This window comes from Plantactinospora sp. WMMB334 (assembly GCF_049179095.1).
Taxonomy (GTDB): Bacteria; Actinomycetota; Actinomycetes; order Mycobacteriales; family Micromonosporaceae; genus Plantactinospora.
The window spans coordinates 7914267-7937932 of record NZ_JBMHME010000002.1 but is presented as its reverse complement, the minus strand read 5'-3'; the positions used below and the strand labels follow the sequence as shown (position 1 = coordinate 7937932).

Genomic DNA, 23666 nt, shown 5'->3' with positions numbered 1-23666 from the left:
CCTTCACGGCCGGCCCGGCCGACGCGCGGCCCGGCGTCCGCCGGGTCGCCGGGACCGTCGGCGGCCCCGCGCCGCCCCTGGCCCCGTAACCGATGGTGCCTCAGGATCGATGGTGCCTCAGGATCGATGGTGCCTCAGGATCGATGGTGCCTCAGGATCGAGCGGATCTCAGCTTCAATGGTGCTACACGAATCCGGCAGAGGTTACCGGAACCGCAGCGCGGTCGGGCCCTGCACCTTCGAGCCCCGGCGCTGCTTGGCCGGCATCGCCGCCAGCTTCTCCCGCAGCTCCACCGCGTACGACGCCAGCGCCTCCACCAGGTCCGGCACGGAGGCGTGCGCCGGCTGGGCGTCCACCCGCAGGCCGAACTCGGTGGCCGTCTCCGCCGTCTTCGGGCCGATCACCGCCACCACCGTCCGGGCGTGCGGCTTGCCGGCGATGCCGACCAGGTTGCGCACGGTCGAGGAGGAGGTGAAGAGGACCGCGTCGAAGCCGCCGGACTTGATCGCGTCCCGGATCTCGGCCGGCGGCGGCGCCGCCCGCACGGTCCGGTAGGCGGTCACGTCGTCGACCTCCCAGCCCCGCTCGGTGAGCCCGGCGGCCAGGGTCTCGGTGGCGATGTCGGCGCGGGGCAGCAGCACCCGGCCGACCGGGTCGAGGATCTCGTCGTGCGGGGAGAACTCGGCGAGCAGCCCCTCCGAGGACTGCTCCCCGGCGGGGATCAGCTCCGGTTGGATGCCGAACGCGCGGACGGCGGCGGCGGTGGCCTCGCCGATACAGGCGATCTTGACGCCGCCGAAGTGCCGGGCGTCCAACCCGTGCTCGGCGAACTTCTCCCAGACCGCCTTGACGGCGTTGACCGAGGTGAAGATCACCCAGGCGTACCTGCCGTCGACCAGGCCCTTCACCGCCCGCTCCATCTGGGCCGGCGTACGCGGCGGCTCGACCGCGATGGTCGGCACCTCGCACGGGATGGCGCCGTACTCCCGGAGCCTGGCGCTCATCACCCCGGCCTGCTCCTTGGTGCGCGGCACCAGCACCTTCCAGCCGTAGAGCGGGCGGTTCTCCCACCAGCTCAGCCTGTCCCGGTGCGGGACGCCGGCACCGAGGGTCAGCACCACCCGGCCGGTGAAGCCGAGCGCGGCGGCGACGAAGCTGTCCACCGTCGAGGTGGTGGTGTACTGCGTCTCGCCGGTGCCGTCGCCGGTCACCGCGACCGCGGTGGAGCCGTCCACCCCGACCGCGAGCAGCCCGTCCCGGATCGCGGCCAGGTCACCGGCGTCCACCGCCAGGGCGAGCGAACCACGGCCGACCGCCGCCGCCAGCGCCTCGAAGTCCATCGCGGTGACGTCGTCGACGTCGGCGGCGGTGCGTACCCCGGAGAGCGGCACCCCGGCGTAGGTGGCGACCCCCTCGGCCTGCCCCACCCCCGGCACCACCTCGAAGTGCACGGCGGTACGCGCCACCGACTGCACCTCCTTGACCACGGCGTCGTGCCCGAACGGGTCACCGGCGACCAGGTGCACGGCGGTCAGGCCCGAGCGGGCCGCCGAGAGCAGTACCTTGGCCACGTCGCCCGGCGCGCCCTCGGCCGGGGTGAACTGGGCGTCCTCCCTGGCCTCGGCCCTGACGGCCGTCAGCAGGGCCTCGGGGACGCTGCGGTCGTATACCACCTGGTCTGCGTCGACCAGTGCGTCGTGCGCCCGGCGGGTCAGCAGACCCGGGTCGCCGGGTCCGGCCCCGACGAACGCGATGCGGCCTGCGGGCTTACGGGTGCCGATCATTCTGTAGCTCCAAAATGCTGGGTCCTCGCGCCCGATTCGCCAGGCGCCCCGAGGATCGAGTCGGCGCCGCGGTCGAGGAGCTCGGCGGCGAGCGCCTTGCCGATCTCCGTCGCCTCGGCGGGCGTACCGGTGCGGGACAGCCGGACCTCACGGGTGCCGTCCGGGCTGATCACCGCCCCGCGCAGGTAGATCTCATCGCCGTCGTCGCCCTCGGCGAGTTCGGCGTACCCGGCGACCGGTGCACTGCAGCCGGCCTCCAGGGTGGCGAGCATGGCCCGTTCCGCGGTGACCGCGGCCCGGGTCGGGGCATGGTCGAGCGCACCGAGCAACTCGACCAGCTCCGCGTCGTCGAGCCGGCACTCCACCGCCAGCGCGCCCTGGGCGGGTGCCGGCAGCATCAGCATCGGGTCGAGCGTTTCGGTGATCTCCTCGGCGCGGCCCAGCCGGACCAGCCCGGCCCGGGCCAGCACCACCGCGTCGAGATCCGCCTCCGGGCCGCGCACCCGGCGCACCCGGGTGTCCACGTTGCCCCGGATGGGCACCACGTCGAGCTGGAGCCCGAGCGCGTGCAGCTGGGCGATCCGGCGCAGCGCCCCGGTGCCGACCGTGGCGCCGGGCGCCAGCTCGGCCAGGGTACGGCCGTCCCGGGCGACCAGCGCGTCGCGCGGATCCTCCCGGGGTGGCACCGCCGCGATGTGCAGCCCGGGCTGGCCGGCGGTGGGCAGGTCCTTGTAGGAGTGGACCGCGAAGTCGATCTCCCCCGCGACGAGCGCGTCGCGCAGTGCCGAGACGAAGACCCCGACGCCCAGCCGGTGCACGGGGGCGCTGGAGCGGTCGCCGGCCGTGACGACCTCGACCAGCTCGACCTCGCGGCCGGTGGCGGCGGTAAGCGCGTCGGCGACGCCCCGGGACTGGGCGAGCGCCAGCGCGCTGCCCCGGGTGCCGAGCCGGAGCGGGGCGTCGACGCCTCGCGTGCGCTCGCTCATCGTTCTCCTCCGGACTGCTGTCGGGGCACCGGGGCGCGCGACGCCGCGCCGGGGGTGACGTGTTCGGCCCGGCTCGCACCGCTGTCGCCGGGGTCCGCCCGGCCGGCGCCGCGGTCCGATCGGCCGGCGCCGTGATCGGGCGGGCCGCCGAGCGCCGGCCGGTCGCCGAAGCCGGGCAGGCCGGCCAGCCCGGTCAACCGGTTGCCGGCCGGTACGCCGGCCAGCTCGGCCCCGGCCAGCTCGGCACTTGTCAACCCGGCCCCGGCCACCAGCTCGGCCCCGGCCAGCTGCGGCACGGACTCGGCCGGTGAGGTGCCCGGCACCTCGAGGTCGAAGAGTTCCCGGAGCAGGGCGGCGTACTGGTCGCCACCGGGCTCGGCGGCGAGCTGCCGGACCCGCACCGTCGGCGAGTGCAGCAGCCGCTGGACCACCCGGTGCAGGGTGTGGCTCACCTCGGCGCGCTGGTCGTCGGTGAGGTCGGGCCGGCGCTGGGCCAGCCGGCGCAGCTCGGCGGTGACCACCTCGTCGGCCCGGGCCCGCAGCGCCGCCACGGTCGGCGCGACGTCCGCGCCGCGCAGCCAGCTGAGAAACGCCTCGACCTCGGTCTCGACGATCCGGGTCACGGCCGCGGTGTCGGCGGCGGCCGGGCCGACCTGCTGGGCGGCGGCCAGCCCGTCGATGTCGATCACCACCGCGCCGGGCAGCTCGGCGACCTCCGGCTCGATGTCCCGGGGTACGGCGAGGTCGAGCAGGACCAGCGGGTCGGGCCGGTCGGCGCCGCGGGCGCGCACTGCCCCGGCCACGATTTCCCGGGTGAGGACCGGTTCGATCGACGCGGTGGCGGCGACTACTATGTCCACTGTGGATAGGGCGTCGGCGAGTTCGGCGATCGGCACCGCCGTGGCACCGTACGCCTCGGCCAGCCGGAGCGCGCGGTCGTGACCGCGGTTGCTGATCCCCACCGGGCCGGCGCCCCGCCTGCCGAGGGTCGCCACGGCCAGCGCGCCCATCGAGCCGGCCCCGACCACCAGCGCCGGACGACCCTCGACCTGGCCGCCGAGGTGCCCGGCGGCCAGGTCGAGCGCGGCGCTGACCACGCTCTGCCCGGCCCGGTCGATGTCGGTCTCGGCGTGCGCCCGCTTGCCCACCCGGAGCGCCTGCTGCATCAGCTCGTGCAGCAGCCGGCCGGGCGCGTCGGCCTCGCCCGCCGCGTGGTAGGCATCGCGGAGCTGGCCGAGGATCTGCGCCTCGCCGACCACCATCGAGTCGAGCCCGGCGGCGACCCGGAAGGCGTGCTCGACCGCCGCGCCGTCGTAGTGCACGTAGAGGTGGTCGGCGAGCTCGGCCGGTGCGGCCCCGGCGTGTCCGGCCAGTACCGTGCAGATGTCGCCCAGACCGCCGTGGAAGCCGGTGACGGCGGCGTAGACCTCGACCCGGTTGCAGGTCGAGACGACGACCGCCTCGCCGACGTAGGGCTGGGCGAGCAGCTTGGCGATCGTCTCCGGCACTTCGCTGCCGGCGACGGCCAGCCGCTCCAGGATGGCGACCGGCGCGGTGCGATGCGACGCACCGACGACGAGCAGGTTCATGAGCCGACCGCCTCCGCGTTCGTCGACCGGAGTTTCCCGGTGGGCGTTGCCTCGGTGGTGCCGGTGGCGGCGAGCCCGCCCGGCAGCGCCGTCAGCCCTGCCGTGCCGGAGCCGCCGAGGGTGGCGCCGTTCGTCGTGCCCAGCGCGGCGCCCGGCGGGGTGAGCCCGGAGCCGGCCCGGGCCGGCAGCCCGGTCAGCGCCGCCTTGCGGTGCTCGTGGAAGGAGAGGATCTGGAGCTCGATGGCGAGGTCGACTTTGCGGACGTCGACCCCGTCCGGCACCGTCAGCACGCAGGGCGCGAAGTTGAGGATGCTGGTCACCCCGGCGGCGACGAGCTGGTCCGTGACGCTCTGCGCGGCGCCGGCCGGAGTGGCGATCACGCCGATCGAGATGCCCTCCTCGGCGGCCACCCGGGGCAATTCGTCGATGTGCCGGACGACCAGCCCGTTGATCTCCTCGCCGAGCCGCGCCGGATCCGCGTCGAAGAGCGCGGCGATCCGGAAGCCCCGGCCGGCGAAGCCCGCGTACCCGGCGAGCGCGTGACCGAGATTACCCACACCGACCAGGGCGACCGCCCGGCACTGGGTGAGCCCGAGCACGAACTCGATCTGGTCGACCAGCAGGGCGACGTCGTAGCCGACGCCACGGGTGCCGTACGAGCCGAGTTGGGAGAGATCCTTGCGGAGCTTGGCCGAGTTGACCCCGGCCGCCGCCGCCAGCTCCTCGCTGGAGACGGTGTCGTTGCCGGTTTCGGCGAGATTGTGCAGGGCACGAAGGTATTCGGGGAGTCTGGCGACCGTCGCCTCGGGGAGATCCGGAAGCGCCGGCACGGCACCGGCGGGGCCGGGCGTGCCTATCGGGCGGTGCTGACTCATGCGACTCCGTGCCATGCGATCCTGGACCAGCCGGCGCGGCGGGTCACTTCGTGGCACCCGCTCGCGGCCGTGGTGACCGGCTGTGCTAGCAGGGCTCGTCCGACTCTCAGAGTAGGCGCTTGTGAAGACACGCACAAATCGCGATCTTGATAGACCGCGATAACGCCTCACCTGGGCCTCCACAAACAAGATCAGTTGCGCGACCCCACCGGAGCCGTCACGGCGATTATTACCTAAGTCCGACTTATCTGACCAACTCGCCACCACGGCGCCGGCCGCCTGGCCTGTACCTTCGGGGCGTCGCGGCAATCGCGATCCGGCCATGGATTTGCTCCACCCCACCATTGCATTCGGCGACAATCCCCCGGGACGTACCGGATTCCCGGACACCGGATATCGTCCCCTGCCACCCGGGGCCGGCGCCACGGGCGCGATTCCGGACCGGGTGGGGACAGCCCTACCGTGAAGAGGCCAGCCGATGGGATGGGGACCGATCGCGCCGATGCCTAGCGTCGAGAACATGACCACGACCACCGCCACCGGCCTGGCCGCCGATGCCGAGCCCGCCGCCGGCCGCAGCATGCTCCGGCAGCTCGCCATCGACTCCGGTTACGTCCTCCTCGGCTTTCCCCTCGCACTGGCGAGCCTCGTCGTGCTGGTCACCGGAGTCGCACTCAGCGCCGGGCTCGCGGTGACGGTGACCGGGCTGCCGATCCTGGCCGGCACGCTCTACGCCGCCCGCGGCTTCGCCGATGTCGAACGGCTGCAGATCCCGTCGGTGCTCCGGCAGCCCCGGGTACGCCCGACCTACCGCACCCCGCAGCCCGGGGCCGGCGCCTGGCGGCGGATCCTCACCCCGATCGCCGACCCCCAGTCCTGGCTCGATCTGGCACACGGCTGGATCCGGCTGGTGGTCGCCGTCTGCACCTTCGTGATCACCATGGCCTGGTGGGCCGGCGCTGTCAGCGGTTCGCTCTACTGGGCGTACGACTGGGCGATCCCGTACGGCTCCGAGGACCAGGGCCTGCCCGAACTGCTCGGGCTCGGTGACACCGCCGCCGCCCGGATCGGCCTCTACACCGCCTGCGGGGTCTTCTTCCTGATCACCCTTCCGGTGGTGGTCCGCGGCTGCGCCCTGATGCAGGCCGGGCTCTCCCGCGCCCTGCTCACCGGCGTGGCGGAGATGCGCAACCGGATCACCGTGCTGGAGGAGCAGAAGCGGGCCGCCGTCTCGGCGGAGGCCACCGCGCTGCGGCGGCTGGAACGGGACATCCACGACGGGCCGCAGCAGCGGCTGGTCCGGCTGGCCATGGACCTGAGCCGGGCACAGCAGCAGCTCGACTCCGACCCGGACGCCGCCCGGCAGACCCTCGGCGAGGCCCTCGCCCAGACCCGGGACACCCTCGCCGAGCTGCGCGCGCTCTCCCGGGGCATCGCCCCGCCGATCCTGGTCGACCGGGGCCTGCCCAGCGCGCTGGCGGCGCTCGCCGGTCGCGGACTGATCCCGGTCGAACTCGCCGTCGACCCCCGGCTCGGCACCCGGGAGGGGCGGCCCGACCCGGCGATCGAGTCCACCGCGTACTTCGTGGTGGCCGAGGCGCTCACCAACGTCGCCAAGCACAGCCGGGCCACCGAGTGCTGGCTGACGGTGACCCGGGAGGAACGGGCCCTGCGGATCGTGGTGATCGACGACGGCGAGGGCGGCGCGCACCTCTCCAAGGGGCACGGCCTGACCGGGCTCGCCGACCGGGTACGCGCCAACGACGGCACCTTCACCGTGCTCAGCCCGCAAGGCGGACCGACCGAGATCCGCGCCGAGCTGCCGTGCTGAGCAGCTCCGGCCCGTCGAGCCGACCCGGCCCGGCCGGCCGACCCGGTGCGGCGCGACGGGCGGATCCGGCACCGGGTGCCGGCCGGTGGGCGTGGCAGTGGTAGACAACGTCATGCGCGTAGTGATCGCCGACGACGCCGTGCTGCTCCGGGAGGGCCTGGTCCGCCTCCTGACCGAGCAGGGCCACGAGGTGGTGGCCGCGGTCGGCGACGGTGCGGCGCTGGTCGAGGCCATCGTCACGCACCGACCCGACGTCTCGATCGTGGATGTCCGGATGCCGCCCTCGCACACCGACGAAGGGCTACGGGCGGCGGTGGAGGCCCGGCGGCGGGTGCCCCGCACCCCGATCCTGGTGCTCTCCCAGTACGTCGAGGTGTCCTACGCCGACGACCTGCTCGCCACGGTCAAGCCGAGCGGCGGCGCCGCCGGGGGCGGCATCGGCTATCTCCTCAAGGACCGGGTGGCGGCGATCGACGAGTTCCTCGACGCCGTACGCCGGGTCGCCGCCGGCGGCACCGTGCTCGACCCGGAGGTGGTCGGCCAACTGCTGGTCCGGCGCCGCCGCGACGACCCGCTGCGGGAGCTGACCCCGCGCGAGCGGGAGGTGCTCGGGCTGATGGCCGAGGGGCGGTCGAACACCGCCATCGCCCGGACCCTGGTGGTCAGCGACGGTGCGGTGGAGAAGCACGTCCGGAACATCTTCACCAAGCTGCGGCTGCCGCCGGACGAGGAGCAGCACCGCCGCGTCCTCGCCGTCCTGGCCTACCTGCGCGGCTGACCCGGCCGCTGGTCCACCTGCGCGCGGCTGATCCGAACGAGTCCGGGCGGGACGGTGCGGAAGCCGGTCAGTCGAGCTTGGCGGCCAGCGTGACGGCCTCGGTGAGCGAGTCGGCCACCGGCCAGCCACCGGCGCGCAGCCGGGCCGCATCGGTGAAACCGCCGGTGTAGAGGACGCACCGGGCGCCGACCGACTCGGCCGCTTCCGCGTCGTCGACCGAGTCACCGATCAGCACCGCCGACTCCCCGGTGACCCCGGCCGCCGCCAGGTGCCGGGCCAGGTACGCGGCCTTCCGCTCGCCGCCCACGGTGTCACGGAGCCCGTCGACCCGGCCGAAGCTGGCGGCCAACCCGTACCGGTCGACCGCCGGCACCAGCTCGTCGTGGAACCACATCGACAGCAGCGACTGGGTGCCCGTCCACGAGCTGATCGCGACGGTGGCGTCGGCGGCCAGCTCGCAACTGGCCAGGCCGACCCGGTACGCCTCGTGGAAGAGCTGGTCCAGCCGGCCGAACTCCTCGACGTCCACCGCCCGCCCCAGCACCTCGGCGTAGTAGTCGGCGATCGGCCGGCGGAACTGCGTACGGTGCTCCTCGGCGGTCACCGCCGGCCCGCCCGCACCGGCCAGGGCGACGTTGGTGGCGGCGACGACCAGGGTCAGGTCGTCGAGCAGGGTCCCGTTCCAGTCCCAGACGAGGTGCTCGCGCATCCGAGCACGATACGCGGTCAGCCGCGTGGCGCGGTCAGGTCCCGGAGCAGCCGCTCCTCCTCGACCCGCCAGTAGCCGTGCTCGCGGCCGTCGAGCAGCACCACCGGCAGCCGGTCACCGTAGTCCCGCTCCAGCTCCCGGTCTCCGGTGACGTCCACCTCGGTCCACCGGTCACCGGTGACCGCCGCCACCCGGCCGATCGCCTCCCGGGCCACCTCGCAGAGATGGCATCCGGGTCGGGTGATCAAGGTCAACCGTGGCTCGACCGCCGTCACTCGGGCCCCCTCACGACTCGTGGCCGATCACGCACCGGGGCACCCTGGTCGCCGCGGGGCCGGACCACCGATCTGCGTACCCGGCCGATCGCCGAGAGCGGCAGGGACTCGACGAACTCTATCCTGCTCGGGCACTTGAACCGGGCCAGGCTGCGGGCGCAGTGCCCGGCCAGCTCCTCGGCCGAGACCGTGCTCCGCGGGGCCCGCACGACGTAGGCGGCGACCGCCTCGCCGGCCACCGGATGCGGTACGCCGACCACCACCGACTCGAGCACCTCCGGATGCGCGCCGAGCACCCGCTCGACCTCCTGCGGATAGACGTTGAAGCCGTTGACCAGGATCAGCTCGTCGAGCCGGTCCACCAGGAAGAGGTCGCCACCCCCGTCGGCGTACGCCACGTCGCCGGTCCGCCACCAGCCCTCCCGGTCCGGGCCGCCGCGCCCGTCCGGCCAGTACCCGGAGAAGAGGTTCGCGCCCCGGACGACGATCTCGCCGGGGTCGGTGCCGGGCGAGGAGAACTCCAGGCCGGGCTCGTCGGCGTCCTCCTCGGCATCGTCCGGGCCGGTGACGGAGCCGTCCCGCCACAACTCCTCGCCGTCGGCGGCGACGAGCCGCAGTTCGACGCCGGGGATGGGCCGGCCGATCGAGTTCGGCTTCGCCACCGGACCGGAGAGCGTCGTGGTCAGCACCGGAGCGGTCTCGGTGAGGCCGTACCCGACCTGGATCCGCCGGCCGGTCGCCTCGGCGAACCGGGTCGCGCCGCCGACCGCCAGCGGGGCGGCGCCACAGATGGCGACCCGCACCGGGGCCATCGCGGCGCGCAGCGCCGGACCGGCCGGCACCCCGGCCGCCGCCGGAGCCTCCGGCAGCATGGTCCAACCGAGAAACATCGACGGTACGCCGACCAGCACGCTCACCCGGTGCCGGGCGATCGTCTCCAGTACGGCTGCCGCGTCGAACCGCTCGACGAGCACCCCGCACGCGCCGTGGTACGCCACCGCGCCCAGCCCGGCGTTCAACCCGTACGCGTGGAAGAGCGGCAGGGCGAGCAGCACCCGGTCGTCGGGGCCGACCACCGGCGGCTCGATCCGGGCGACCTGCTCGTGGTTGGCGAGCAGGGCCCGGTGGGAGAGCATCGCGCCCTTCGGTTCGCCGGTGGTGCCGGAGGTGTAGAGCAGCACCGCCACCGCCTCCGGATCGGTCCGGATCGGACCGGGCGGCGGCGGGTCCGGCACGGTTGGCGGGTCCGGCAGGCCGGTGTGCAGTTCGGCCAGTGCGGGCAGGTCGGCGCGCACCTCCGCGACGGCCGCCCGGACCTGCTGGGTACAGATGAGAACGGTGGCCGCCGAGTCGGCCAGGACGTGCCGCAGCTCCGGTCCGGTCAGCGCCGGGTTGACCGGCACGGCGACCAGTCCGGCCCGCTGGGTGCCGAAGAACGCCACCGCGAACTCGGCGGAGTTGGCCAGCGCGATCGCGACCCGCCCCGGATGGCCGCCGCGCGGACCCGGAGTCGCCCGAGTGCCGCCGGGCTGGCTCGGCGCCGCCGGAGTGCCGCCGGGCGGGTGGGGGAACCGGGCGCGGAGCGCGGCGGCGGTCCGGTCCACCGCACCGTCCAGTTCGGCCCAGCTCAGCGCGCCGTCCGGCCAGAGCAGCGCGGGGTGGTCGGGCCGGCTGGTGGCGGCCAGGCGCACCCGGTCGGCCAGGGTGGCGGCGGCTGGCTCGACGGGGCTGTCCGGTCCATCCTGCACGGTCGCCGAGTCTGGCACAGGGCCGGGCCGGGCGCGTACTCGTGCCGCCCAGCGTTTCGCCGGTCGCCCGACCGGCCATTCCGGACGCCTTCTTCGATCGGGACGGACGCGTCCCGACCGTGGAACTTCCCTCGACTTTGCCATCGACCCGGGGTACCGTCCCACGAGACCGTAACGGGTTTCGGATATTGACGTCCCGGCCGGTTCTCCGCTTCTAACATGTCCGAAGCGGCACGCCCAAGGCCTGCCGCGCATTGGCGTGTCCCCACGTTTTCCCTGCTCAGGGCCCCTGCCGATCAAGTGTCAGGCATCCGACAACGGACAGCTTGTGCGCCCCGTTCGGGTGGCATCCGGAAATACTTTGGCTCTGTGTAACGGACTTGCCGCACATGGGTGACGTTGGCCCTATCATCACTCGGGTCGGCTCACCCCTTTTGCCGTGAGTCGACACCCCTCAGCCCGAGGAGGCCGCCGTGCCTGTGAAAGCACTGCATCAGCAGTTGTGGGGCGTGTGCCGTCGTCTGGCGCAGCCCGGAACCACCGTGCCGGATCGCGCCGCCTCCGGCGCGGGCACGGCCACCATCGCGGTCGGGTCCCGGCAACCCGTCTCGCGACCTCGGCCGGCCGGGGGAGATCCAGTGAGTGTGAGGAACGAACCGGGTCCACGGATCCCGCCGTCGCGGACGGAGACCCCGCGGTGAGCGCCCACGGATACGTCCACCGGGCGGCCGGCGGGATCGACGGCACCACCGGCGGCAAGCTCCGCAACAGCCGGCTCGCCCTCACGGCGGGCCTGGGCCGGCTCCGCGTCTCCATGGACGACATGCTGAGCCTGGCGGTCCGGGACGACGGTGGCTCGAAGCGGATCCGGAACCGGCCGCACCCGAACGAGACGCCGACCCGGCACAGCACGCCCGGCGGCAACGCGCGCCCGGTCGGCGGGCGGGTGGCCAGCCCGACCCGGCCGACCATGCCGGCACAGCCGGGTTCCGGCTCGTTACCCGCCGAGACCGGTCCCCGGTCCGAGATGGCCGAGAGCGAGACCGCGATCCTGCCGGTCGTACCGGCCACCGAAGAGTCCGGCTCCGGCGGAGGTTCCCCGACCGGCTTTCCGGCCCGACCGGGTCCGTCCGACCCGGGCCGTGAGGTGTGGGCGCTCGTCGAGCGGGCCCAGGCCGGCGAGGCGGAGGCGTTCGGCCTGATCTACGACAGGTACGTCGACACGGTGTTCCGGTTCGTCTACTTCCGGGTCGGCAACCGGCAGCTCGCCGAGGATCTGACCTCGGACACCTTCCTGCGCGCCCTGAAGCGGATCGGCAGCTTCACCTGGCAGGGCCGCGACCTCGGCGCGTGGCTGGTGACGATCGCCCGGAACCTGGTCGCGGACCACTTCAAGTCCGGCCGCTACCGCCTCGAAGTTACTACGGGTGACGTATTGGATGCGGACCGCGAGGATCGCGGGCCGGAGGGGAGCCCGGAGGCGGCGGTCGTCGAGCACATCACGAATGTCGCGTTGCTGACCGCTGTCAAGCAGCTCAACCCGGAGCAGCAGGAATGCATCGTTCTCCGCTTCCTACAGGGTTTCTCGGTCGCCGAGACGGCCCAGGCGATGGGAAAGAACGAGGGTGCGATCAAGGCTCTGCAGTACCGCGCGGTGCGCGCGCTGGCCCGGCTGCTGCCCGATGGATTCCAGCCGTGAGGCGCCGCTCCGGGCCTCGCCACGACTCCGTGACTCCGCTCACTCTTCGTAATATTTGCCGGCAGCGGCCCGTAACCCGCCGGCCCCGCCGACCGTTTGTCCGGGTGCGACCAGTGGTTGGCCCGACATCCGGCCGGCCGGCAGGTCGGAGAGCGGATCCGACTGTGGGCACCCCTGCCCGGGCCTGGTCCTGAAGTCAGCCACCGTCGTACCCGGACGGCGAGACGACGACGCCGCCCGCAGCGTCGCGACCAGCGAAGGAGGTGTCGGCGGTGAGTTGGAAGCCCTTCGACCGCCAGCGCGCCGAGCGCTTCGCGCAACTACTCGACGAGGCCACCGGCGGCCGTCGCCACCACATCCGGTCCCGGGTCGACAGCGACCTCGCGGAGCCCCTGGCGCTCGGGCAACGGCTCAGGGACATCCCGTCGGGCCCGGAGACCCAGACCGGCGCCGAGGTCGACCCCGACTTCCGCGCCGGCCTGCGCGCCATGCTCGTGGCCACCGCCGAGCGGGAGGGGATCGGGACGACCGCCACCGACGACGCCATCGTCGACGGCGGCGCTCAACCCGCCGGTCGCCGGGCCGGTCAACCGCCCTTCCGGGGTGCGCGGACCCGGGCTCGCGCCCGGGGCGCCGTCGTCATCGGGGTCGCCGCCGGCGCGATCGCGGTCTCCGGGATGTCCGCGGCCAGCGAGAACGCCGTGCCCGGCGACGCGCTGTACGGCATGAAGCGGCACACCGAGCGGGCCCAGCTCGCCCTGGCCAGCTCCGACCTCAGCCGTGGTCAGCTCTTCCTCGACTTCGCCCGGACCCGGCTCGCCGAGGCGGTCGCGGTCGGTGGCCAGAGCTACGACTTCTCCGACGTCCTCAAGGACATGGACGACGACACGCGGCAGGGCATCAAGCTACTGACCAGCGCGGCCGTGCAGCGCCAGGATCCGACCGCGCTCGACGCCGTGGACAGCTTCCTCCGCCAGCAGCGCCCCCAGCTCGTCCGCCTCTTCGGGGACACCACCCGGGCCACCCGCAGCCGGGCCAACGCCTCGCTGGTGCTGCTCGACGCCGTGCAGACCCGCTCCGACGAGCTCCGGGACGCGCTCGCCTGCGGTGCCGGCGCGACCGGCAGGCACGACTCCATCGGGCCGCTCCCCCAGTCCTGCCCGGCCAGACGCGGACCCGCCGGCACCCTGCCGGACACGTCCCCGTCGGCCGAGGGCGACGGCGGCACCCGTAGCCCGGCGGAGCCACCCCGCGACCCGGAGCGGACCTCGGGGCCCCGGCCACTCGACCCCACGCCGAGCCAGGAGCAGCCGCCACCGGTACGCGACGGGCGGACCACCACCGAACCGGTGCACCGGACCACAGGCTGACCTAGACAGAAGGCGCTCGGACGGGCGGCTTCCGACCCCAGAGCACGGCTGCACCCCGGCCGACCCGGCTACCCTCGCTCTGTACGCCCAGCGAGGAGGTTTCCGCGTGGCCCGGTCCCGCAAGGTGACGGTCAGCACCGACGACCGTGGTCACACCGCAGGGTGGGCGGACGCCGGGCCGCAGGCCGCACCGGCGGACCCGGCCCGGACCGACCCCCGCGCCGCCGCCTTCTTCGACGTGGACAACACGATGATGCAGGGCGCCTCCATCTACTGGTTCGCCCGCGGCCTGGCGGCCCGCAACTACCTCACCACCGGAGACCTGGCCCGGTTCGCCTGGCAGCAGCTCCGGTTCCGGGTGCTCGCCGTCGAACACGTCGGGAGCATGTCCCGGGTCAAGGAGGCGGCGCTGGCCTTCGTCGCGGGGTGGCGGGTCGAGGACGTCGAACGCCTCACCGAGGAGATCTTCGACGAGCTGATGGCGCCCCGGATCTGGGCCGGCAGCCGGGCCCTGGCCCAGCAGCACCTCGACGCCGGCCAGCGGGTCTGGCTGGTCACCGCGGCCCCGGTGGAGATCGGCCGGATCATCGCGGCCCGGCTCGGGCTGACCGGGGCGATCGGCACCGTCGCCGAGATCCGCGACGGCGCGTACACCGGCCGGCTGGTCGGCGACCTGATGCACGGGCCCGCCAAGGCGGACGCGGTGGTCCAGCTCGCCACGGTGGAAGGGCTGGATCTCGACAGGTGCGCCGCGTACAGCGACTCCGCGAACGACCTGCCGATGCTCTCCGCCGTCGGTCGGGCGGTGGCGATCAACCCGGACGGCACCCTGCTGCGGCACGCCCGGACCCAGGGCTGGTCGGTGTACGACTTCCGGACCGGCCGGAAGGCGGCCCGGATCGCCGTGCCGTCGACCGTCGCCGCCGGGCTGGCGGCCGGGGCGGTCACCGCCGGCCTGGCGATGCGCCGCCGACGCGCCCGCTGAACAGCGGCCCCGCCGGTGACGGCTGAACCGGGTCGGTCAGCGGCCGAACGGGTCGGGACGCCGCTCCAACAACTGGTGCAGGGTGTGCTGGATGGTCTCGCGTACCTGGTCGGCGAGGTTGAAGACGACCAGCGGATCGTCGGCGGAGTCGACCAGATGGTCGGTGGGGATCGGCGGGCAGAACTCGATCAGCCACTTGCTGGGCAGCGGCACCGCGCCGAGCGGCCCGAGCCAGGGAAAGGTCGGCGTCACCGGAAAGTACGGCAGCTTGAGCAGCCGGGCCAGCGGCTTGAGGTCGGCGAGCATCGGGTACGACTCCTCGGCACCGACGATCGCCACCGGGATGATCGGCGTCCCGGTGCGGAGCGCGGCGGAGACGAAGCCGCCCCGGCCGAACCGTTGCAGCTTGTAGCGGTCGGCGTAGAGCTTGCCGATGCCCTTGAAGCCCTCGGGAAAGACGCCGACCAGTTCACCCCCGGCGAGCAGGCGTTCGGCGTCCGGGGTGCAGGCGACGGTGCCGCCGGTCTTGCGGACCAGCTCGGAGACGACCGGCATCCGGAAGACCAGGTCCGCGCCGAGCAGCCGCAGGTAGCGGTGCTCGGGGTGCTGGTCGTGCAGCACCGCCGAGAGCACCAGCGCGTCCATCGCCACCGTGCCGGAGTGGTTGCCGACCACCAGCCCGGCACCGTGCACCGGCAGGTGGTGTACACCGAAGACCTCGGTGCGGAACCAGTCGCGGTAGAGCCGGCGGAGCACCGGGTGGAAGACCTGGTCGGTCAGCTCGGGGTCGAAGCCGAACTCGTCGACCTCGTACTGGCCGGAGAGGCGCCGGCGCAGGAAGGCCAGCCCGGCGGCGACCCGCCGGTCCCAGACGTCCCCCGGCCGGTCGGCCACCGCCGGGTCGACCGGTCCGGGGGCGTGCCCGTTGCGCCGCGTCGCACCGTCCAGCTCCGCGACCCCCTCCTCCGGAGGTACGCCGTACCGCCGGCCGGCGCCCGCGCCGTTGCCGTCGGCGTTTCCACGTCCGTTTCCGTTGGCGCCGGCGTTGGTGTTCATCGCCGGCCACGCTTCGCCGACGCCTCGCCGCTGCCCGACCGGCCGGCCGAGCGGCTCGCCGCGCCGCCACCGGAGCGGTTGACCGCACCACCGCCGGAGCGCTCAGCCGAGCCACCGCCCGAGGGGCTGGCCGGCGCGCCGTCGATCGCGGCGAGCTGGCCGATCCGCTCCCGGAGGGTGGCGCGGGTCTGCCGGATGCCGTCCAGGATCGCCTGCTCGGCGCGCCGGAGCTGCTCCGGGCCGAGAACGGTGCCGTCCCGGTGGCTGGCGATGAACTCGTCGAAGGCGGCGGCGGTGGAGCGCGGCGTGAAACCGTACTCCCTGGTCAGGCTGGTGGTGTCGACCACGCGGCCGTGCACGAAGAGGTCGACCTGATCCAGTCCGTAGCGACCGAAGCCCAGCACCCGGGCGAGCCCGGCGGCGCCGGAGAGCCCGGGCTCCGCCACCGGCACGGCGATCCGGCCGGCCCGGCGGATCGCCTGGGAGAGCGCCAGCACTCCCGGGCCGGCGACGTTGAAGGTGCCGGGATGCTCCGCCACCACCGAGCGGTGCAGCACCTCCAGCACGTCCTCGAAGTGCACGAACTGGAGCCGAGGGTCGCGCCCGAGCACGGTCGGCACCACGGGCTGGGCGAAATAGCGGGTCAGGGTGGTGTTCGCCATCGAGCCGATGACGGGCGCGAAGCGCAGCACGGTGGCGGTGACGTCGGGGCGGCGGCGCCGGAAGCCGCGGACGTACCCCTCGATGTCAAGGATGTCCCGGGCGAAACCGCCGCGCGGCACCGCGCGGGGCTCGGTGTCCTCGGTGAAGACCGCCGGATCCTGGAACGACGCCCCGTACGCGGCGGTCGACGACCGGACGACCAGCTTGCGCAGCCGGGGCGCCCGCTGCGCGGCGGCGAGCAGCTGCATGGTGCCGATGACGTTCTGTTCCTTCATCGCCGCCCGGCCGCCGTGCTGCGGATCGGCGGCGCTGACCAGCGCCAGGTGCACGACGGCGTCGGCGCCGAGGTCGTCGATGATGGTGCTCACCGACCCGGCGTCGGCCCGGACCCGCTCGACGCCGTCGAGCAGACCGGCGATCCCGGCCGCCGGTTCGTGCACGTCGAGGCCGATGACGCGGGCTATCCGGCCGTCGGCGACGAGCCGCGCCGCGACGTGGGCACCGAGAAACCGGCTGACCCCGGTCACCACGACGACCCCCGGCGCACCCGGGGTGCTACCGGGGGTCACCTCGCGCTCCGCACGGGACGATCCGGGCCGGGCCCGGACCGCCGTGACGTGGTCACGTGGGCCTCCGAAGGTCGACAGCTGACCGGCTCACCGCCGGCCGGGCAGGCGCCCGGCCGGGGTCACTTGCCGAGACGGCGACGCTGGACGCGCGTCTTGCGCAGCAGCTTGCGGTGCTTCTTCTTGGCCATGCGCTTGCGGCGCTTCTTGACCACCGAGCCCATACGACAGCCCTTCTGATGCGACGTGCTGATCGGGCCGGCGCCACCCGGAGGTGCAGCCGGCTACCGAGCTGGACAACGGACCGGGGCGGCACGACGGGCTCTCGCCCATGTCGGCACGTGGCCACGGTCGCGGTCCAGCCTAGCCCTCGGTCGTCGGCCGGGCCAAAGCGCCCCCACGACGAAGCGCCCGGAGCGCTCCGCCGGCCGTCACGACGTCGCGGTTCAGCCGTCAGGCCGTCTCCTGGAAGGCACCGCGCAGGTACTCGTGCACGGCGTGCTCCGGCACCCGGAACGACCGGCCGACCCGGACGGCGGTCAGCTCGCCGGAGTGCACCAGCCGATAGACCGTCATCTTCGAGACCCGCATGAGCGTCGCCACCTCGGCGACGGTCAGGAACCTGACCTCCGGCATCCGGCCGTCGAACTGTGGTGATCCTGCCATGGCTCACCAACCCATCCCATTCCCCGGCGCGTGCCACCCGGCGGGATCCTTCCGCGCCGCAGGCTACGCGCGTGTTACCAGTACGGTAACGGGGCGGCTGTGACCGGCGCGATCCCTTCGGGCATTTGATCATCCTTGGCGCGCCGGTTCACGGGTGGGAAACGGCAGCCTTCACCCATCCGGGGCCATTCCGTCAGGGCGACCGCCTCGCCGGCCCCGGCCGCCCGACCGTCGCCTGTCCGCCACGGGTCCCGGCGGCCGTCATTCGGCGCGCAGCGCCACCACCGGGTCCAGTCGCCCGGCCCGCTGCGCCGGGACCACCCCGAAGACGATCCCGACCGCCGCCGAGACCCCGAACGACAGCGCCAGCGACCACCAGGTGACGACCGCCGGCACCGGGGAGAGCGCGGCGACCAGCAGCGCGGCGCCGACCCCGAGCCCCATCCCCAGCACCCCGCCGAGCGCGGTCAGCAGCACCGCCTCCAGCAGGAACTGGATCCCGATGTCCCGGGGCCGGGCGCCGACCGCCTTGCGCAGCCCGATCTCCCGGGTCCGCTCGCGCACCGAGACCAGCATGATGTTGGACACCCCGACGCCGCCGACCAGCAGCGAGATGCCGGCGATCGCGGCGAGCACCCCGGTCAGCACCCCGAGGATGTCCCCGAGTACGCCGAGAATCTGCTCCTGGGTCACCGCGCTGAACTCGGTCTCCGGATGCCGCCGGGACAGCTCGGCGACGACCCGGGCGCCGAGGTCGTCGATCTCGTCCCGGTCCGGTGCCTTGATGGCGATCCCGTCGATCCGCTGCGTGCCGTAGAGCCGGTGTGCGGCGGTGACCGGGATGTGCACCTCGCCGTCCCGGTCCACCCCGAGGCTCTGGCCGAGCGGCGCGAAGACCCCGACGACCCGGAACCGTACGCCGGCGATCGCGACCTGCTGGCCGACCGGCTCCCGGTCGCCGAAGAGCGTACGGGCGACGGCGGCGCCGAGCACCGCCACCCGGCGACTGGTGTCCACATCGGACGATGTCAGGTAGCTGCCCCGCGCCAGGTCCCGGACGAAGACCTCGGGGGTGGTCTCCAGCACGCCCTGCACGGTGGTGAAGGCCGAGCGGTTGCCGGCGCGTACCGTCTCGCCGGAGGTGACCGTGACCGCCACCCGGCGCGGGTCGCCGACGATCCGGTTCACCGCCTCGACGTCGGCGAGGGAGAGCCGGGAGACCGCCGGTGCCGCGCCGAAGTCGAGCCGGCCGGGCACCACGACGAGCAGGTTCGACCCCAGCCCCTCGACCTGCTGCTCGACCTCGCGCTTGGCGCCGCTGCCGATGGCGACCAGCACCACCACCGCGGCCACCCCGATCACCACGCCGAGCATGGTGAGCATGCTGCGCAGCCGGTTCGCCGCCAGGGCGTCGAGCGCGACCCGCCATGCCTCGGCGAGCCTCACGACCCGCTCCCCGGCCCGGATCCGCCGCTCTGCCCCGGCCCGCCGCCGCTTCCCGGCCCGTCGCCGGAGCCTCCGCGGCGTCCGGTGGCTCCGGCGGCGCCACCGGAGCCACCGGACGGGTGCCCCGAGTCGCTTCCGGACGCTCGTCGGGGCTCCGCGCTGGGAGCGGGGTCTACTATCTCAGGCCGCCGCGCCCCGGGCACGGCCGCCGGGGTCACGATCCTCCCGTCCCGCATCACGATCTGCCGGTGCGCCCGCGCCGCCACCTCCCGGTCGTGGGTGACCAGCACCAGCGCCACCCCGGAGTCGACGTTCAGCTCCTCCAGCAGGGTCAGCACGGACTCGCCGGTGGTGCTGTCGAGGTTGCCGGTCGGCTCGTCGGCGAGGAGCAGCACCGGATCGGTGACCAGAGCCCGGGCGATCGCCACCCGCTGCTGTTCACCGCCGGAGAGCTGGTTGGGCCGGTGGTCCAGCCGGTGCCCGAGGCCCACCCGACCCAGCACCGCCGCGGCCAGGTCCCGCCGTCGGCGGCCGCTGATCCCCCGGTAGACCAGCGGCAGCGCCACGTTGTCGACCGCGGAGGTGCGGGGCAACAGGTGGAAGGACTGGAACACGAAGCCGATGGTCTCGTTGCGCAACCTGGCCAGCTCCGCCGCGTCCAGCGCGGCCACGTCCCGACCGCCGATCACCAACCGGCCGGCGGTGGGCCGGTCCAGGCCGCCGAGCAGATGCATCAGCGTCGACTTGCCCGACCCGGACGGCCCGACGACCGCCACGTAGTCACCGGCGGCGATGGCCAGCGAGACGCCGCGCAGCGCGGTCACCGACGCCCCGCCCAGGCCGTACGCCCGGACCAGGTCGACCGCCTCGATCGCCACCCCGGACCGCTCCGCCCGCCGTCCCGCAGGCCCGGCCGGCGCCTGGGCGGGCGACGCCTGGACCGGCTCACCTGGCGGCTCGTCCGGTCGGCGGGTCACCGCACCCGCTCGCCGGAGCGCACCTGGTCACCGCCGCTGACCACGACCTGCTGGCCGGGCTCCACCCCGCTGACGATCTGCACCAGATCCTGCCCCTGCACCCCGACCGTCACCGGCACCCGCTCGGCAATCCCGTCCCGGACCACCCAGACCGCGTCCCGCCCCTGCGCCGTGTGCAGCGCCGCCGCGGGCACGGTCACCGCACCGGCCGCCTCGCGTACCCGCAGCCGGACCACGGCGCTCATCCCGGGGCGGGGCGCCGGGGCGGCCCGGCCGTCGGCGTACCGGCCCGAGCCGAGGGAGAGCCGGACCCGGTAGGAGACGCCACCCCGCGCCGAAGCGGTCGGCAGCACGTCGACCGAGCGGACCCGGGCCGGATACTCCGCGCCGGTGGCGGCGTCCAGCTCCACGCTCGCCGGCACCCCCTCGGTGACCAGCAGCACGTCCGTCTCGTCCACGTCGGCGACCAGCCCCAGGTCGGCGAGGTCGACCACGGTCAGCACCGGGGTGCCCGCGCCGACCCGGCCGCCCACCGGCACGGCACCGTCGACGCCGGCCACCGGGGCCGTCGGGTTGCCGCTGCCGACCAGCCCGGCCGGGTCGACCCCGGCCGGCGCGCCGAGCCCACCGGTGGCGCCGAGCAGCCCGGCCAGCACATCGGCGGAACCGGCCCCGGCCGGTGAGGCGGGACCGCCGAGCTGCACCACCCCGCCGATCGGCGCCCGCAGCACGAGCGCGTCGACGGTCGCCTTGGCCAGGTCGTACGCCTGCTCGGCCTGGAGGCGCTGGGCGGCGGAGAGTGCCCGTACCGCCGAGTTGAGTCCGGCGACACCGCGCTGGACGGCGCGGGCGGCCTCGCTCGCGGTCTCGGCCGCCGCCTCGTACTGCCGCTCCGCGACCCGGACCTGGGCCAGCAGCGCGGCCCGCTGTCCTGGGTCGGTGAGTTTGCCGGCGGCGTCCCGGGCGGTGCGGAACGCCTCGGCCGCCGCCCGGTCGGTGCCACGCCGCAGCCGGGTCAGGTCGGCGCCGCCGCCGACCCCCCGCCCCGCACCGCGGGCCGCGTCGAGGGCCCGGCCGGCCTTGGCCAGGCGCTCCCGCGCCGACGGCGAGTCGATGACGGCGAGCACCCGGCCCGGCTCGACCAGGGTGCCCGGCCGGACCCTCAGCTCGGCCAGGGTGCCGTCGGCGGGGGCACTCAGCGTCGCGGCGGCCCGGGCGGTCACGCTGGCCGGCGCGTCGACCAGCTCGGCGACGTCGGCCCGTTCGACGTTGGCCAGCCCGACCTGGTCGTCCGACTCGCAGGAGGCGGCGGAGAGGCCGAACAGGACGGTCACGGTAACGAGGGTGGCGGAGAAGGCGGAGCGACGGGGCCGCGGTGCTGCGGACAGGCGCGGCGGAGAGGCACGACGCACGCCGCCCATCGTACGAGGTGCCGCCCGTCCCGTCCGGCAGGACGCGCGGGGTTGGCGAGCCGCACTGAGCTGCACCGGATCCCGTCGAGGGATCGAGTGCCGTTGACCGGGACGGGTCAGGAGGCGGTCCGCTTGACGTACGTCACGCACTCGTCGTGCAGCGTCGACCACTCGGCACCGAACGCCTCCCGGGAGGCGTCCTCCTCCGAGAGCCCGTCGTGCACCACCAGCTTGAAGAAGGTCAGCACGTCCTGCTCGCCGAAGCGGTCGACGAGGTGCCGGACCGCGAGGTAGCCGATGCCGTAGCTGCCGGCGACGTACCAGTCCTCGGAGCGGTCGCCGGGCGCGACGTCGGCGAGCTCGCCGCTCCAGCCGGAGTCGATCAGCCGGTCGACGTCCTCCAGGCTGTCGTACCGGCTCGGCGCCCGGCCACCTGCGGCAGCCTGCTCCGCCAGGCCCTCCACCAGCCACCAGGCGTCGTCGTCGATCCGGCCGGCACCGGCCAGCGAGGAGGCATGGGTCAGCTCGTGCCGCATCAGGTCGGCATACTGCCCTGGCACCACCGCCTTGGAGTTGAGCACCAGGTCGTACTGGTCGCCCCCGACCGAGACGGCGTAACCGGCGGTCCACTCCGGCCGGTTGCCGCCGTACCAGCGGCTCCACTCGTTCGGGCCGGCGTAGAAGATCAGGTAGCGCTCGGGCGGAGAGCCGTCCACGGCGTACCGGTCGGCGACCCGGGCGGCCCGTTCGCCCTCCCGGAGCAGGTCGGGCAGCCGGTCCCGGAATGCCCGGGGCGCGGCGACCAGGGTCCGCTCGCCGATCGAGGCGACGAGTTCGTCGCTCTCCCACGGCCTCGGCCGGCCGGGCCCGCCGACATTGTCGGCGTCGAGGGTGGACAGTCGTGGCTGCCCGGCGGAATCCTTCCACCGGGTGACCATGGTGATCTCGTTCGGCTCGCAGTCGGGCGACACGAAGCAGTGCGCGACGGTGAGGTTGGCCCGCCACTCGCCGGTGTCGAGCTGACTCACCTTGCCGCGCAGCGCCGGCTGCCACCTGCTGACCTGCATCGACCGGAGCGTCCGGAAGTCCCGCCGGAGCTGCCGGGCGACCGGCGAGCCCGGCTCGGCGACCGCGAGGTAGCCGTTCTCGTCGCCGCCGAGCAGGGCCGCTGCCTGGGCGTCCAGCAGGCTGGCGATCTGCTCGGTGAGCCAGTCACGGGTCACCGAGGGCGCGTCGCCGGCCTGCGGACTGGCCGCCGCACCGACGCCGCCGGGTGCGCCCGCCGGGCCGGGCACCCGGTCGAGCAGGACCGCTCCGATCGCCACCGGCGCCGCGCAGAGCAGGAGGGCCACGACGGTGCCGAACCCCACCCACAGCGGCCACCGGCGCCGCCGGCGTGGCGGCACCAGCCCGGGTGGTGCCGGTGCCATCGCTCCGGGTGGGAACACCAGCCCGGGTCGTGGTGGCAGCGGCCCCCGGGGTGGGTAGCCGCCCGTCCCCGGATAGCCGGCCGGGTAGGCGCCGCTCGGCGGCGGGTGATCGGCGGGTCGCGACTGCCAGGCAGGCGGCACCGCCTCCACTGGCAGGGCGTCGACCGGCGCAACATCGATGGGCGCGGCGTCGGGCGGCGGGTAGCCGGGCGGCGGGTAGCCGGGCGGCGGGTAGCCGGGCGGCGGCTGGTGGTCGGCCGGTCGGCGGTAGTGGTACTCCCCGTCGGTCACGGCCGGAGAGTACGACCAATCGTCCAGTCGCGCGAACCTGCTCGCCGACGAGACCGCCCAGCCCACCCCACCGAGCGGGATCTGTGCGGCCCCGGTCTCGGGCGGAAGCAGGGCCAGCGGCGCGCCGCAGTCCCCAGCGGAGCAGCACGGCCGCGGCGCCGGCGCCCGGCGATGGCGATGGCGATGGCGATGGCGATGGCGATGGCGATGGCGATGGCGATGGCGATGGCGATGGCGATGGCGATGGCGATGGCGATGGCGATGGCGATGGCGATGGCGAGCCCGGCGAACGCCGCTTTCGGGCCTGCTCCGCCCCAGTGTGCCACCTGCGCCCGATGTACGAATTATACCTTTCTTGGCCCTTTTAGGCTTCGCTCCGACGCGCTAACCGGTAACTGCATGAAACCGGCCATCTGCTTTTCTCTGCCCGAACCGAATGCCTCCATCTGGGCAGCCTCGCTCTGCTTAGTACTTTTCGAGCGTGCTCACGCCCTAATTCCACTTCTTCGTGGGTTTTCTTCATATGCGCC

The 23666-nt window shown here is 74.2% G+C and carries 18 protein-coding genes and 3 pseudogenes; 5 read left to right on the top strand and 16 right to left on the bottom strand.

Translation table 11 applies throughout. The annotated features are described in order from the left end of the window. Window positions 1–203: 203 nt before the first annotated feature. From ACN27G_RS34490 to ACN27G_RS34475, 4 genes and pseudogenes are all read right to left on the bottom strand, one after another. On the bottom strand, window positions 204–1784 hold the full coding sequence (locus tag ACN27G_RS34490; protein WP_421496813.1) for a uroporphyrinogen-III synthase: 1581 nt from the start codon (window positions 1782–1784) through the stop codon (window positions 204–206). Beyond that, the gene (hemC, locus tag ACN27G_RS34485; RefSeq protein ID WP_421496812.1) at window positions 1781–2770 is read right to left on the bottom strand and encodes a hydroxymethylbilane synthase; all 990 of its coding nucleotides are present in this window, start codon (window positions 2768–2770) and stop codon (window positions 1781–1783) included. The genes ACN27G_RS34490 and hemC overlap by 4 nt, the downstream gene beginning before the upstream one ends. 254 nt (window positions 2771–3024) lie before the next feature. Continuing rightward, window positions 3025–4359 (bottom strand): annotated as a pseudogene (locus ACN27G_RS34480) (glutamyl-tRNA reductase); the annotation flags it as partial. Further along, a complete protein-coding gene (locus ACN27G_RS34475; RefSeq protein ID WP_421496811.1) occupies window positions 4356–5234 on the bottom strand; it encodes a redox-sensing transcriptional repressor Rex in 879 nt (292 codons plus the stop codon). The gene ACN27G_RS34475 and the pseudogene ACN27G_RS34480, both read right to left, overlap by 4 nt. 520 nt (window positions 5235–5754) lie before the next feature. On the opposite strand from ACN27G_RS34475, the gene ACN27G_RS34470 reads away from it, so the two are divergent. Further along, on the top strand, window positions 5755–7065 hold the full coding sequence (locus tag ACN27G_RS34470) for a sensor histidine kinase (RefSeq protein ID WP_421496810.1): 1311 nt from the start codon (window positions 5755–5757) through the stop codon (window positions 7063–7065). A 112-nt stretch (window positions 7066–7177) separates the two neighbouring features. After that, a complete protein-coding gene (locus ACN27G_RS34465; protein WP_421496809.1) occupies window positions 7178–7843 on the top strand; it encodes a response regulator in 666 nt (221 codons plus the stop codon). Window positions 7844–7910: 67 nt separating this feature from the next. Here ACN27G_RS34465 and ACN27G_RS34460 read toward each other — a convergent pair whose 3' ends face one another. The 3 genes from ACN27G_RS34460 to ACN27G_RS34450 are packed head-to-tail and all read right to left on the bottom strand — an operon-like array spanning window position 7911 to window position 10575. After that, a complete protein-coding gene (locus tag ACN27G_RS34460; protein ID WP_421496808.1) occupies window positions 7911–8552 on the bottom strand; it encodes an HAD family hydrolase in 642 nt (213 codons plus the stop codon). A gap of 17 nt (window positions 8553–8569) precedes the next feature. After that, window positions 8570–8827 (bottom strand): glutaredoxin family protein, encoded by a 258-nt coding sequence (locus ACN27G_RS34455; RefSeq protein ID WP_421496807.1) that lies wholly within the window; start codon window positions 8825–8827, stop codon window positions 8570–8572. Next, window positions 8824–10575, bottom strand: a complete 1752-nt coding sequence (locus ACN27G_RS34450) for an AMP-binding protein (protein WP_421496806.1) — start codon at window positions 10573–10575, stop codon at window positions 8824–8826. Before ACN27G_RS34450 ends, ACN27G_RS34455 begins: the two co-directional genes overlap by 4 nt. Before the next feature lie 823 nt (window positions 10576–11398). Between ACN27G_RS34450 and ACN27G_RS34445 the strand changes: the two genes are divergently transcribed. From ACN27G_RS34445 to ACN27G_RS34435, 3 genes and pseudogenes are all read left to right on the top strand, one after another. Further along, on the top strand, window positions 11399–12274 hold the full coding sequence (locus tag ACN27G_RS34445) for an ECF subfamily RNA polymerase sigma factor, BldN family (RefSeq protein WP_421497581.1): 876 nt from the start codon (window positions 11399–11401) through the stop codon (window positions 12272–12274). A gap of 272 nt (window positions 12275–12546) precedes the next feature. Next, a pseudogene (locus tag ACN27G_RS34440) lies at window positions 12547–13446 on the top strand (DUF5667 domain-containing protein); the annotation flags it as partial. A gap of 304 nt (window positions 13447–13750) precedes the next feature. After that, window positions 13751–14629, top strand: a complete 879-nt coding sequence (locus tag ACN27G_RS34435) for an HAD family hydrolase (protein WP_421496805.1) — start codon at window positions 13751–13753, stop codon at window positions 14627–14629. 36 nt (window positions 14630–14665) lie between these two features. Here ACN27G_RS34435 and ACN27G_RS34430 read toward each other — a convergent pair whose 3' ends face one another. The 9 genes and pseudogenes from ACN27G_RS34430 to ACN27G_RS34390 all read right to left on the bottom strand — a co-directional run bounded on the left by ACN27G_RS34430 (window position 14666) and on the right by ACN27G_RS34390 (window position 23462). Further along, complete coding sequence (locus ACN27G_RS34430) at window positions 14666–15685, bottom strand: lysophospholipid acyltransferase family protein (RefSeq protein ID WP_421496804.1); 1020 nt, start codon at window positions 15683–15685, stop codon at window positions 14666–14668. Between the two features lie 164 nt (window positions 15686–15849). Beyond that, window positions 15850–16917, bottom strand: a pseudogene (locus ACN27G_RS34425) (NAD-dependent epimerase/dehydratase family protein); the annotation flags it as partial. 119 nt (window positions 16918–17036) lie between these two features. Further along, window positions 17037–17138 carry a 30S ribosomal protein bS22 gene (locus tag ACN27G_RS34420; protein WP_007465623.1) on the bottom strand — a complete coding sequence of 34 codons (102 nt, stop codon included), beginning with the start codon at window positions 17136–17138 and terminating at the stop codon, window positions 17037–17039. A 229-nt stretch (window positions 17139–17367) separates the two neighbouring features. Continuing rightward, window positions 17368–17580 (bottom strand): helix-turn-helix domain-containing protein, encoded by a 213-nt coding sequence (locus ACN27G_RS34415; RefSeq protein ID WP_421496803.1) that lies wholly within the window; start codon window positions 17578–17580, stop codon window positions 17368–17370. A 261-nt stretch (window positions 17581–17841) separates the two neighbouring features. Beyond that, window positions 17842–19026 (bottom strand): ABC transporter permease, encoded by a 1185-nt coding sequence (locus ACN27G_RS34410; protein WP_421496802.1) that lies wholly within the window; start codon window positions 19024–19026, stop codon window positions 17842–17844. After that, window positions 19023–19904, bottom strand: a complete 882-nt coding sequence (locus tag ACN27G_RS34405) for an ABC transporter ATP-binding protein (RefSeq protein WP_421497580.1) — start codon at window positions 19902–19904, stop codon at window positions 19023–19025. Before ACN27G_RS34405 ends, ACN27G_RS34410 begins: the two co-directional genes overlap by 4 nt. Window positions 19905–19999: 95 nt before the next feature. Continuing rightward, a complete protein-coding gene (locus tag ACN27G_RS34400) occupies window positions 20000–21424 on the bottom strand; it encodes an efflux RND transporter periplasmic adaptor subunit (protein WP_421496801.1) in 1425 nt (474 codons plus the stop codon). Between the two features lie 107 nt (window positions 21425–21531). Further along, window positions 21532–23136: a hypothetical protein gene (locus ACN27G_RS34395; RefSeq protein ID WP_421496800.1), complete on the bottom strand. Its 1605-nt coding sequence runs from the start codon at window positions 23134–23136 to the stop codon at window positions 21532–21534. Further along, window positions 23133–23462, bottom strand: a complete 330-nt coding sequence (locus tag ACN27G_RS34390) for a hypothetical protein (RefSeq protein WP_421496799.1) — start codon at window positions 23460–23462, stop codon at window positions 23133–23135. The genes ACN27G_RS34395 and ACN27G_RS34390 overlap by 4 nt, the downstream gene beginning before the upstream one ends. Window positions 23463–23666 lie beyond the last annotated feature (204 nt).

Excerpts from the sequence above, each read along its gene's own strand:
- ACN27G_RS34420 (WP_007465623.1), bottom strand. The coding sequence starts at position 17,138 with ATGGGCTCGGTGGTCAAGAAGCGCCGCAAGCGCATGGCCAAGAAGAAG.
- ACN27G_RS34445 (WP_421497581.1), top strand. The coding sequence starts at position 11,399 with ATGCTGAGCCTGGCGGTCCGGGACGACGGTGGCTCGAAGCGGATCCGG.
- ACN27G_RS34475 (WP_421496811.1), bottom strand. The coding sequence starts at position 5,234 with ATGAGTCAGCACCGCCCGATAGGCACGCCCGGCCCCGCCGGTGCCGTG.
- ACN27G_RS34430 (WP_421496804.1), bottom strand. The coding sequence starts at position 15,685 with ATGAACACCAACGCCGGCGCCAACGGAAACGGACGTGGAAACGCCGAC.
- ACN27G_RS34400 (WP_421496801.1), bottom strand. The coding sequence starts at position 21,424 with ATGGGCGGCGTGCGTCGTGCCTCTCCGCCGCGCCTGTCCGCAGCACCG.
- ACN27G_RS34465 (WP_421496809.1), top strand. The coding sequence starts at position 7,178 with ATGCGCGTAGTGATCGCCGACGACGCCGTGCTGCTCCGGGAGGGCCTG.
- ACN27G_RS34460 (WP_421496808.1), bottom strand. The coding sequence starts at position 8,552 with ATGCGCGAGCACCTCGTCTGGGACTGGAACGGGACCCTGCTCGACGAC.
- hemC (WP_421496812.1), bottom strand. The coding sequence starts at position 2,770 with ATGAGCGAGCGCACGCGAGGCGTCGACGCCCCGCTCCGGCTCGGCACC.
- ACN27G_RS34470 (WP_421496810.1), top strand. The coding sequence starts at position 5,755 with ATGACCACGACCACCGCCACCGGCCTGGCCGCCGATGCCGAGCCCGCC.
- ACN27G_RS34490 (WP_421496813.1), bottom strand. The coding sequence starts at position 1,784 with ATGATCGGCACCCGTAAGCCCGCAGGCCGCATCGCGTTCGTCGGGGCC.
- ACN27G_RS34415 (WP_421496803.1), bottom strand. The coding sequence starts at position 17,580 with ATGGCAGGATCACCACAGTTCGACGGCCGGATGCCGGAGGTCAGGTTC.